Origin of the sequence: Parasynechococcus sp. (assembly GCF_042954325.1) — a bacterium.
In the GTDB taxonomy this organism is placed as follows: Bacteria; Cyanobacteriota; Cyanobacteriia; order PCC-6307; family Cyanobiaceae; genus Parasynechococcus.
On record NZ_JBGKDS010000066.1, the window covers coordinates 1 to 11,486 of the forward strand.

At 62.3% G+C, this 11,486-nt stretch carries 9 protein-coding genes; 6 read left to right on the top strand and 3 right to left on the bottom strand.

Features of this window, described 5'->3' with window-relative positions; all coding sequences use genetic code 11:
- Positions 1 to 1,545 (top strand): hypothetical protein (locus ACGVKB_RS08670; RefSeq protein ID WP_392351144.1); only part of this gene is annotated, 1,545 nt, incomplete at its 5' end.
- Positions 1,546 to 1,591: 46 nt separating this feature from the next.
- Here ACGVKB_RS08670 and ACGVKB_RS08675 read toward each other — a convergent pair.
- The 3 genes from ACGVKB_RS08675 to ACGVKB_RS08685 are packed head-to-tail and all read right to left on the bottom strand — an operon-like array spanning position 1,592 to position 5,601.
- On the bottom strand, positions 1,592 to 3,616 hold the full coding sequence (locus ACGVKB_RS08675) for a ribonuclease J (protein ID WP_392351146.1): 2,025 nt from the start codon (positions 3,614 to 3,616) through the stop codon (positions 1,592 to 1,594).
- Positions 3,617 to 3,670: 54 nt separating this feature from the next.
- Positions 3,671 to 4,579, bottom strand: coding sequence for a 4-hydroxy-tetrahydrodipicolinate synthase (gene dapA, locus ACGVKB_RS08680; protein ID WP_392351148.1), 909 nt, complete (start codon positions 4,577 to 4,579; stop codon positions 3,671 to 3,673).
- The gene (locus ACGVKB_RS08685) at positions 4,579 to 5,601 is read right to left on the bottom strand and encodes an aspartate-semialdehyde dehydrogenase (protein WP_392351150.1); all 1,023 of its coding nucleotides are present in this window, start codon (positions 5,599 to 5,601) and stop codon (positions 4,579 to 4,581) included. Before ACGVKB_RS08685 ends, dapA begins: the two co-directional genes overlap by 1 nt.
- Positions 5,602 to 5,765: 164 nt before the next feature.
- Here ACGVKB_RS08685 and tig point away from each other — a divergent pair, with 164 nt between their 5' ends.
- From tig to ACGVKB_RS08710, 5 genes are all read left to right on the top strand, one after another.
- Positions 5,766 to 7,175 (top strand): trigger factor, encoded by a 1,410-nt coding sequence (gene tig, locus ACGVKB_RS08690; RefSeq protein ID WP_392351152.1) that lies wholly within the window; start codon positions 5,766 to 5,768, stop codon positions 7,173 to 7,175.
- 42 nt (positions 7,176 to 7,217) lie between these two features.
- Positions 7,218 to 7,892 (top strand): ATP-dependent Clp endopeptidase proteolytic subunit ClpP, encoded by a 675-nt coding sequence (gene clpP / locus ACGVKB_RS08695; RefSeq protein ID WP_392351154.1) that lies wholly within the window; start codon positions 7,218 to 7,220, stop codon positions 7,890 to 7,892.
- A gap of 89 nt (positions 7,893 to 7,981) precedes the next feature.
- Positions 7,982 to 9,331, top strand: a complete 1,350-nt coding sequence (clpX, locus tag ACGVKB_RS08700) for an ATP-dependent protease ATP-binding subunit ClpX (RefSeq protein WP_392351156.1) — start codon at positions 7,982 to 7,984, stop codon at positions 9,329 to 9,331.
- Positions 9,332 to 9,334: 3 nt separating this feature from the next.
- On the top strand, positions 9,335 to 9,973 hold the full coding sequence (locus ACGVKB_RS08705) for a lecithin retinol acyltransferase family protein (RefSeq protein ID WP_392351158.1): 639 nt from the start codon (positions 9,335 to 9,337) through the stop codon (positions 9,971 to 9,973).
- A 23-nt stretch (positions 9,974 to 9,996) separates the two neighbouring features.
- Positions 9,997 to 11,486 (top strand): DNA polymerase III subunit gamma/tau (locus tag ACGVKB_RS08710; RefSeq protein ID WP_392351160.1); only part of this gene is annotated, 1,490 nt, incomplete at its 3' end.

An 11,486-nucleotide genomic window follows, 5' to 3' on the forward strand; every position in this document is an offset into this window, starting at 1 on the left:
TGCTCCATTCTTTTGGACCGGGACTTCCAGACGCGTTACCAGCAAGCCGAACAGGCTTACGGCAACGAGCGCTACTCCGACGCCCATGCCATCGCGATGGGGCTGTTGTCGGAACTGGAGGAGACCACACCAGAGGATTCCGGCAATGCGGCGGCCTGGTACGGATGGCGCAGCTTTGTGGCCCTGCTGCTCGGCCACATCAGCCTTCACGGCCTTGAGCAACCGGAACAAGCCAGCCGCTTCTACGCGTTGGTGCTCGAGAGCCAGCCACCCGACATCCAGGCGCAACTGGCACAGCAGGGCCTCGAGCGCTCCCGTGCTGCCAGCCGCCCAGAAGCACGCAACGACGATGCTCCCGTGGAGACGGTTGAAGACGCCCAACCCGCAGCCACCCAAGCGGGGGCCCTACCTGATCTGCTGAAAGATCCGTTTCTTCTGGGCGATGCTCCAAGCGGTTCTGCCCCCGCAGCACCATCGCGCAACTCGGCGATGCCATGGCTGGATGACAACACAGAGCTCGCTGAAGCGAGCGCAGCAATCCCAGTTCAGCCGGAGCCCGGACTCGAACCAGCGCCAGAGCCCGAACCTGAACCTCTCCCGGAACCAGAACCAGAACCAGAACCTGAACCAGAGCCGGAGCCTGAGCCCAAACCTCTGCCCGAGCCAGAACCTGAACCTCTCCCCGAACCAGAGCCGGAGCCTGAACTCGAACTGGAAGCCTCAGACCAGGGTGAACTGAAGGCTCTGTTGAAACAACACTGGATTCGCGTCTCCATCGACGACCTCAAGGTGGAGGACGACCGTGATCCATCCCAGGACAAGGTCAACGACAACGGTGCATCCAGCGCCAAACGCGAACGGTTGGCATCCCACATCGAACCCGGTCAGCTCAACCTTCAGCTGGCGATCTCCGCAGGCTGGTTGGCCTTCCGAACAAGTCCCTGGCCCTTCGTGGGCTTCACCTTGATCGCCGTGGTCGTGAATCTCGTCAGCGCCATCACCGTGGTGGGGCCTCTTCTGGCGAATTTATGGATGGTCACAGGTTTGGTCCGTGGTTCCTGGATGGCCGTGCAGGGGGACCGCCCCACCCTGGGGGATCTGATGCGGGTCGATCTGAACAGCTGGGGACGGCTGTTCTTCGGAACACTGGTGGTGAACGTGATCCTCTTCGTGATCATCGCGGCTGCAGGACTCAGCGCAGGGCTCCTGACCGTGGTCTTGCCGCTGCTGACCATCGTGATCTTCCTCGTGGCCGGGATCCTGGCGACCGCGTTCAGCGTGACCCAAACCTTCCTGCCCTTTTTCACAACAGTGATGGAACTTGGTCCCATCACTGCCGTTCAAGACGGCCAAGCCCGCATCCAACCGCTGTGGTGGAAAGCCTTGGGCCTGCTGCTCGTTGAGGTGGTGATTCTCTTGATCGGGATGTTGTTGATCGGAGTCGGCCTGTTTGCCGCCACACCCCTGATGTTCTGCATCTCTGCCGCCGCGTTTCTGCAAATCGTTGGCCCCATGGCCAACGATGAGCCGGATCTGCTGCCATGACGCATCAACCCCTCAGCATGGGCTGAAGGGTTGATGCGCCAGCGAGTCAGACGGCTGCTGAACGACGACGACGGGTGCGGCCAGCAGGCATCTCCGGTTCGGGCTCAGCCTTCTTCTCCGCCACGGCCGTCACCGCAGCAGCTGGAGCGGGTGTTGCCACTGCCGGAGCAGGGGTCGCAGCTGCAGGGGTCGCCGGAGCTGCCGAAGCAGACGCAGCGGCTGTGTTGCGAACCGGTGCGGGTGTGCTGCGGCGACCACCACCGGCACCACCGCCGGCATTGCGACGACCGCGGGGAGCCGGACGGTCATCCGGCTCAGCATCGGCACGGCCCTTGTAGGCAGGCGTCCCTGCGGGGGCGGGCTGCACCAGGCACAGAATCAGCGGCTCCACCTGGAGTTCGCGACGCATGCGCCGGCCGAGACCCACCTCAACCTCACGCTGCACACCCATCCAATCCACTTCAGGAGCCTTGCCACCCGTGTTCCGGCACAGCTGCTTCCAGCGATTCTCGAGCACCCAGTTGATTTCACGCTCTGTCCACATGGACATCTTGCGAGCGTCTGCGGTCGTGACCACACCGCGCAGATTGACCCGTGGTGGAGCCACCATCTGACCATCGGTGCTGATGGCCGCCAGGATGGTGACAATGCCGTCCTCGGCCAGCTGCTGACGCTCCTTGAGCACCCGGGCATCAACGATGCCATTGCGGGATTGATCCAGCAGCTCGATCCCTGCTTTCACCGGATCACCTTTGCTGATCGAATCCGGGGTGAGCTCAACGACATCACCGTTGTCGATGATCAGGGTGTTATCGACCGGAATCCCCATGGAATGACCGGTCTTGGCGTGGCACACCAGCATGCGGTGCTCACCGTGCACCGGCACGAAGAACTTCGGCTTGGTGAGAGCCAGCATCAGCTTCTGGTCTTCCTGGAAGCCATGACCAGAGACGTGAATGCCTTCGCCTTTGCCGTAAACAACCTTGGCGCCCAGCATCATCAACCGGTCAATCGTGTTGACCACAGAGATCGTGTTGCCTGGAATCGGGCTCGCCGAGAAGATGATTTTGTCGGTGGTCTTGACCTTCACCTGGGGATGCTCACCCCGTGAGATGCGGCTCAGGGCAGCGAGCGGTTCACCCTGACTGCCGGTCATCAACAGCAACGTTTCGCGATCCGGAACGTCATTGATCTGCTTGATCGGAACGAAGAGATCGTCGGGAGCACGCATGTAGCCCAACTCACGGGCCTTGGCGATCACATTGAGCATCGAGCGGCCCAGCAGACCCACCTTGCGACCGTTCTTGAGCGCCAGCTCCAGGATCATCGAGACGCGGTGGATCGAACTGGCGAAGGTGGTGATGATCACCCGTCCTTCCGCCGTGGCGATGTGACGATCCAGGTTGGGGAACACGGAACGCTCCGGCGGGCAGAAACCGGGAACCTCCGCATTGGTGGAGTCACTGAACAGGCACAGCACGCCCTGTTCACCGTGATGGGCCAGGCGAGCCATGTCGAAGTACTCACCATCGACCGGGGTGTGGTCGAACTTGAAGTCACCGGTGAAGATCACGGTGCCCACCGGCGTGGTGATGGCCAGCGAAAAGCTGTCGGCCATCGAGTGGGTGTTGCGGATGAACTCCACCGAGAAGTGCTGCCCCACCTTCACCACATCGCGGGGGGCGACGGTCTGGAGGGTGGTGCGATCGGTGACACCGGCCTCATCCATCTTTCCGGTGAGCATCGACAGGGCCAGACGAGGCCCGTAGATCACCGGGATATTGAAGTGCTTGAGGTGATGGGCAATGCCACCGATGTGGTCTTCGTGACCATGGGTCACGATCATGCCCCGGATCCGCTTCTGGTTTTCACGCAGGAAGCTCGTGTCCGGCAGAACCACGTTCACGCCATGCATGCCATCGCTGGGGAAGGCCAGACCGGCATCCACAAGCATCAGGTCATCGCCGTACTCGAACACGCAGGTGTTCTTGCCGATCTCATGCAGGCCACCAAGGGGAATCACCCGCAGGCAGGGTTCCTTGGCGCGGGAGGTTCTGGAGCTGTTGGACATGTAGTTGAAAAAACGTAGAGGAAACGGTCGCGTGAGCCTTTAAGTCGAACCTGACTAGGTCTGACGAAGGGCGGCGAGGGTGTTGGACAACGTGGTTCTCATCGCGTCAGGGAGCGTGGATAAGGGAGGACGAGGGGATCCGACGGGCCAGCCATTGAGTTCGAGGGCGGCTTTAACGGGAATCGGATTGGTGGTGGCAAACAGCGCTTTGAACAGCGGAATCAAGGCTTCGTGGCCGGCGAGGGCCGCCGCACCATCGCCGTTCAAGTAGGCGTCGATCATGGCGCGGATCTGGGGACCAGCGACGTGGCTGGCAACACTGACCACACCCACAGCACCGACCGACAGCATCGGCAGCGTCAGGCCATCGTCGCCGCTGTAGATCGCCAGACGCGAACCGCAGGCCAACCGCAGTGCCGTGACTTCTTCTGTGGTGCCGCTGGCCGCCTTGAAACTAACCACATTGGGGCAGTCCATCAAGCGCGCCACGGTCTCCGGAGCCATGGAGCAGCCGGTGCGACCGGGAATGTTGTAGAGCATCAATGGAAGCTCAGGCACGGCTTCGGCGATGGCCCTGAAATGCGCTTCCAGACCGTCCTGCGGTGGCTTGTTGTAATACGGCACCACCAACAGGGCTCCGTCAGCTCCAGCGGCGGCCGCCTCTCGGGTGGCCTCAATCGCCTCAGCGGTGGAATTGCTGCCGGTGCCAGCCATGACCTTGGCATCGCTGCCAACGGCGCGGCGCACAGCCGCGAGCAACTGCGACTGTTCAGACCAGCTCAGGGTTGGGGATTCTCCGGTCGTCCCGCAAACCAGCAGACCATCGGATCCCTGCTCCACGAGATGGCGCGCCAAGCGTCCAGCGAGCTCGAGGTCCACGGCGCCACTGGCATCGAACGGGGTCACCATCGCGGTGACCACACGGCCGAAGGGTGCTGGAGAGAGGGTTGCGGAAAGACTCATCACTTCTGAATCAACAGTTCCGCGATCTGCACAGCATTGAGCGCCGCACCCTTGCGAATTTGATCGCCGCAGAGCCAGAGCTCGAGGGCATTGGGATCGCTGATGTCCTGGCGGATCCGACCAATGGCGACCGGATCACGACCGGTGACATCAGTGGGCATCGGAAAACGATTGGCAGCTCGATCTTCAATTAATTCGACACCTGGAGCCGCTGCCAGCAAGGTCCGGGCCTCCTCCACTGGAAAGGGCTGCTCGAATTCGATATTGACCGCTTCCGAATGGGCCCGCAGCACCGGGACGCGCACACAGGTGGCTGTGAAGCGCAGATCCGGGAGTTCCATGATCTTGCGAGTTTCATTCACCATTTTCATTTCCTCCTCGCAATAACTGTTCTGTTCGAGGGGGGAGTTGTGCAGAAAGAGGTTGAAGGCAAGGGAATAAGGAAGCACCTCACTCTTGGGCGTGCCGCCATCCAACACAGTCTGGGAGAGGGTTTTGAGCTCCTCCATCGCCCGAGCACCCGCTCCACTGGCCGACTGATACGTACTGACCACAACCCGACGCATGGCCCTCTTGGCCGCCAGGGGCGCCAGAGCCAGCGTGAGCAGGATCGTGGTGCAGTTCGGATTGGCGATGACGCCGCGATGGCTGAAGGCCGCATCGGGATTCACCTCCGGCACCACCAGAGGCACGCCCTCCTCCATGCGGAAGGCGCTGGAGTTATCGACCATCACCGCCCCGGCAGCTGTGATCGCGTCACGCCACTGGCGCGATACCGAACCACCGGCGGAGGCCAGCACTAGGTCAACACCAGCGAAGGCCTCTGCACTCACCTCCTGAACGGTGAGGGTTTGGCCATTCCATTGCTGGGTCGACCCCGCAGAACGGGATGACGCCAGAAGACGAAGTTCACCAACGGGGAAACGACGCTCCTGAAGCAGAAGCAGCAACTCCTGACCAACGGCTCCGCTGGCACCCAGGACTGCAACGGTGAGAGGACGATTCGGAAGCGAAGTGGACAAGCGGGAGCGATGGGACAAAAACACTGGGCTATCACGTTCGTTGCGACCGTTTCGGAACGACGGCCTGCGAAACGAAGATGAAGCTGAAAGCAGCTTACCGGCCGGGGCCCAAACCACCGGTTTCTTAATGTGAGGGGCTGCCCCGTTGTGCCTTTCCCTCCGTCATGAGCGCTGCCACCCTGAAGGTGACCACAGAATCCCGCCCCAGCAGCCGTTTGGCGGTGACGGTGACGGTCCCCGGCGAGCGTTGCAAGACGAGCTACGAGGAGGCGATCACCAGCCTGAGCCGCAGCATCAACCTGCCTGGCTTCCGCAAGGGCAAGGTGCCACGCACCGTTCTCGTTCAGCAACTTGGCGGCCTTCGCATCCGGGCCACAGCGTTGGAAAACCTGGTGGACGGCGTGTGGCGCGACACCATCAAGCAAGAAAATCTTGAGCCCCTCAGCCAGCCGGAACTGAGCGATGGGTTCGACAAACTGTTGGACGGCTTCCAGCCCGGTGAGGACTTGACCTTCACCCTGGAAACCGATGTGGCCCCCACCCCGAAGCTGAAAAGCACCAAGGGCCTCAAGGCTGAATTCGAAGCCGTGAGCTACGACGCCAGCCAGGTCGACGCCATGATCGAAGACTCCAGGAAACAACTGGCCACGGTTGTTCCCGTGGAAGGGAGGGCTGCCGCCAAGGGCGACATCGCCGTGCTGGGGTTCAAGGGCACCTACAGCGATGACGGTTCCGAGATCGAGGGCGGCAGCGCCGACTCCATGGATGTGGACCTGGAGAACGGCCGCATGATCCCCGGCTTCATCGAAGGGGTGATCGGCATGGCGGTGGGCGAGAGCAAAACCGTCGACTGCCAGTTCCCTGAGGATTACCCCAAGGAGGATGCCCGCGGCCGCAAAGCAGCCTTCGTGATCGACCTCAAGGATCTCAAGACCCGCGAACTGCCTGCCCTGGACGATGCCTTTGCCAAACAAGCCAGCGAGCAGGAGACCCTGGCTGACTTGCGCAAGGACCTGGAGCAACGCCTCAAGGACGACGCCGAGCGCCGCCAGACCAGCAACCGCCGTGATGCCCTGATCGCAGCGCTGGTGGAACAACTCGAGGTGGAATTACCGGAAGCCCTGATCCAGCAGGAAAGCCGCAACCTGCTCGAGCAGACCGCCGCGCAGTTCGCTCAGCAAGGCATGGACGTGAAGTCACTGTTCACACCAGATCTGGTGCGCAACCTGATGCAGAACTCCCGACCGGAAGCCGAGGAGCGCCTCCGCCGCAGCTTCGCCCTCACCGCCCTGGCCACGGCCGAGGACATCAAGGTGGAAGACAAGGATGTCGACGCCAAGATCAAGGAAGTGAAGAAAGAGCTCTCCGGAGAGACCCAGATCGATCCCGAGCGACTGCGCCAGGCCGTGATGGATGACCTGATGCAGGACCAGCTGATGGGCTGGCTCGAGTCCAACAGCACCCTCACCGAAAAGGCAGCCGAGGCCGGAGAGGGCAAAACTGCCACCAAGAAGAAGCCTGCCGCCAAGAAGGCCGCAACCAAGGCAAAGTCCGAGGCGGACAACGAGGGGTGAGCAGCGCCCATAGATTGAGGGGACTTTGAAGGCCCCGAGCGCGTGATCGACGCCCGCAGTCACCACCCGATTCAGAACCGCTGGCGCTCCGAGATGCCGATCTCGGCGCCCGGTCCTCTGCCCACGGTGGTCGAACAGTCCGGTCGCGGCGATCGCGCCTTCGACATTTATTCGCGTCTGCTTCGCGAACGGATCATCTTCCTGGGGACCGGGGTCGACGATGCCGTCGCCGATGCCTTGGTGGCTCAGATGCTCTTCCTGGAAGCGGAAGACCCGGAAAAAGACATTCAGATCTACATCAACTCCCCGGGGGGCTCGGTGACCGCAGGTCTGGCCATCTACGACACGATGCAGCAGGTGGCCCCTGACGTGGTGACCATCTGCTACGGACTGGCGGCATCCATGGGAGCGTTTCTGCTCTCCGGCGGCACCAAAGGCAAGCGTCTTGCCTTGCCGAATGCTCGGATCATGATCCACCAACCCCTTGGCGGCGCCCAGGGGCAAGCGGTGGACATCGAGATCCAGGCCAAGGAGATTCTGTACCTCAAAGAAACCCTGAATGGGTTGATGGCCGACCACACCGGCCAACCATTGGACAAAATCGCAGAAGACACCGACCGCGACTACTTCCTTTCCCCGGCAGAAGCGGTTGAATACGGCCTGATCGATCGGGTGGTGGACAGTTCCAGGGACGGAGGAATCGTTACGGACGGCTGACAGCAAGCCGTTTGTTCCCGATGCTGAGCGTTCAGGGAGACCCTCACCTGGTCGTGTCCTGTGTTCCTTTCTGAAGAGCCCGGCGGTCGATGGCCAAATTTGATGCGCATCTGAAGTGCTCCTTCTGTGGCAAATCTCAGGATCAGGTGCGCAAGCTGATCGCCGGCCCTGGCGTCTATATCTGTGACGAGTGCATCGATCTCTGCAACGAGATCCTTGATGAAGAGCTGGTCGACAGCCAGGGCAACCCACGGCAGAGCAGCGATGCCAGCCGTAAGCCAGCGCCCGGCGCTCGCAAAAGCAATAAACCTGCACCGACGCTGGCCTCGATTCCCAAGCCCCAGGAGATCAAAAGCTTCCTCGATGAGCAGGTGGTGGGTCAGGACGCCGCCAAAAAGGTGATGTCGGTGGCGGTCTACAACCACTACAAACGCCTGGCGTGGCAAGGCGATGGACAGGGAGAAACCGAACAGACGGCAACCCGTCTGCACAAAAGCAACATCCTGCTGATCGGCCCCACAGGCTGCGGCAAGACCCTGCTGGCCCAGACCCTGGCTGAGATGCTGGATGTCCCCTTCGCTGTGGCGGATGCCACCACCCTCACCGAAGCGGGTTACGTCGGCGAAGACGTTGAGAACATCCTGCTGCGGCTGCTGCAAAAGGCAGACATGGATGTCGATCAGGCCCAACGGGGCATCATCTACATCGATGAGATCGACAAGATTGCGCGCAAAAGCGAAAACCCCTCGATCACCAGAGACGTCTCAGGCGAAGGGGTTCAACAGGCCCTGCTGAAAATGTTGGAAGGCACCGTCGCCAACGTGCCACCCCAGGGGGGCCGCAAGCATCCCTATCAGGACTGCATCCAAATCGACACCAGTCAGATTCTGTTCATCTGCGGTGGTGCCTTCGTCGGCCTCGACGATGTGGTGCAGAAACGGATGGGACGGAATTCCATCGGATTCATGCCGGCCGATGGTCGTGGCCGAAGCCGCAACAACCGCGATCTACAAGCCGCACAAGTGCTTCGCCATCTCGAGCCAGATGATCTGGTGAAGTACGGCCTGATCCCTGAATTCATCGGCCGGATGCCCGTGAGCGCGGTGCTGGAGCCCCTCGACCAGCACGCCCTGGAATCGATCCTCACCGAACCGCGTGATGCTCTGGTGAAGCAGTTCCGCACGCTGCTGAGCATGGACAACGTTGAACTTCAATTCGCCGACGACGCCATCGGAGCGATCGCCGAAGAAGCCCATCGCCGCAAAACCGGCGCTCGGGCGCTGCGGGGAATCGTCGAAGAACTGATGCTCGACTTGATGTACGACCTTCCCTCCCAATCCACGGTGAAGGACTTCACCGTGACGCGGGCGATGGTGGAAGAACACACCGGCGGCAAAGTGTTGCCCCTCCCGGACACCAACCAACAAAAAAGCGCCTGAGCCTTGGCGGCCGCTGACCACCTCGAGGTCCCGCGACAGCACGGACTGTTCAACCACCACGGCATTGACCTTGGGGATGGCACGGTGGCGCACTATCTGGAAGGACGTGAGATCCTCCGCAGTTCCCGAGATGACTTCAGCCAGGGACAGCCGATCAGCGTCGTAGAGCACGACCAGGCCTCATCCACCGGGGTCACCCTGCGGCGGGCCATGGGCCGGATCGGGGAGCAGAACTACAACCTGTTGTTCAACAACTGCGAGCACTTCGCCATCTGGTGCAAGACCGGGCGCCATCGCAGCAGTCAGGTGGAATCCGTGCTGGAGCGAGCCCGGCATTGGAGCGGACTGATGCCATCCGCCCTGATGCGGGGCCTGGAACTCCTGGTGCAGCGGGGCTTACTGGACGACAGCGCTCGAGCCATGGCCCGCGAAGGAGTCGCCAAATTGGAACGACTCCGGCAAACCCTGCTGACCAAGCTGGAAACCCTGCTCCAACAGGCCGGCGACGGCGCCGACCAACGCCTGCTGCTCTCCGGGCAGACCCTGGCCGATGAACTCGCAGCGATCGACGACCTCAAAGAACGGATCGATGCGCTGCTCGATCAGCCACCGGCCCTGCCAAGTGCAGACGAAGCTGAGTAATCTCGCCACATCAGCACGGGCGCATGAGTTCGGCCTACCAGCCGCTGCATCACAAATATCGCCCGCAGCGCCTGGACCAACTGGTGGGGCAGGAGGCGATTGCAGCCACCCTGGGTCATGCCCTGACCAGCCAACGGATTGCGCCGGCCTATCTGTTCAGCGGGCCACGGGGCACTGGAAAGACCTCCAGCGCCCGGATTCTGGCGCGCTCACTCAACTGCCAGACCAGTGACGGGCCCACACCCCAGCCCTGCGGGCATTGCGAGCTGTGCACCACGATCGCGGCCGGCACGGCACTCGATGTGATCGAAATCGACGCCGCCTCCAACACCGGCGTCGACAACATCCGTGAACTGATCGAGCGCTCCCGCTTCGCGCCGGTGCAGGCACGCTGGAATGTGTACGGGGTGGATGAGTGCCACATGCTCTCCACCGCGGCATTCAACGCCCTGTTGAAAACCCTGGAGGAGCCACCGCCACAGGTGGTGTTTGTGCTGGCGACCACCGACCCGCAACGGGTGCTGCCCACGATCCTGAGCCGCTGCCAGCGCTTTGATTTCCGCCGGATCCCCCTCGATGCCCTGGAGGGACACCTGAGCTGGATCGCGGAACAGGAAGCGATCGAGATCAAGCCGGAGGCCATCCACGTGGTGGCCCAGCGCTCCCAGGGGGGATTGCGCGATGCCGAAAGCCTGCTGGATCAGCTGAGTCTGCTGCCGGCACCGATCGAGGCCACCGCGGTTTGGGACCTCTTGGGTGCGGTGCCGGAACAGGAGTTGCTGGAACTGGTGGGCTCGATGGCCGCCGCCGACCCAGTGCCCCTGCTGGAAGCCACCCGTGCCCTGCTCGACCGCGGCCGGGATCCAGGGTCAGTGCTGCAGGGTTTGGCGGCCATCCTCCGCGACTTGGTGCTGATGGCCGCTGCACCGGACCGTCCGGAACTCACCAGCGTGTCGCCCCAGTTCCGCGATCAGCTGCCTCCACTCGCGAAACAGATCGGCCGCGCCAGGCTTCTGCAGTGGCAAGCCCAGTTGCGCGGCGGTGAGCAGCAATTGCGCCAGAGCGTGCAACCCCGGCTGTGGCTGGAAGTGCTGCTGCTAGGCCTGCTGGCGGAACCCAGCACCGCTGCGGTAGCAGGAGCAGCTGCTGCCCCCGCTCAACGCCCGGCGGTTGCTGCAGCAGCTCCAGCACCCCAACCGGCACCGCCAACATCCGCCCCAGCAACGGTTACCCCCCCAGCCGCTGCGCCGGCCGAGCCTCCCACCTCAAGCCAACCGGCAGCCACGCCAGCCGAAGCACCCGCTCCTGCTCAAGCCGCGAAAGAGCCTGCGGCAGCATCGCCAGAACTGCCGAATCTCCCCGGAAACGAGGTCAACCTGCCCGAGCTCTGGCAACAGATCCTCGGCAGCCTGGAACTGCCCTCCACCCGGATGTTGCTGTCTCAGCAGGCCCAGTTGGTGCGGATCGATGCCAACCGTGCCGTCGTGCAGGTGGCCGGCAACTGGATGGGCAT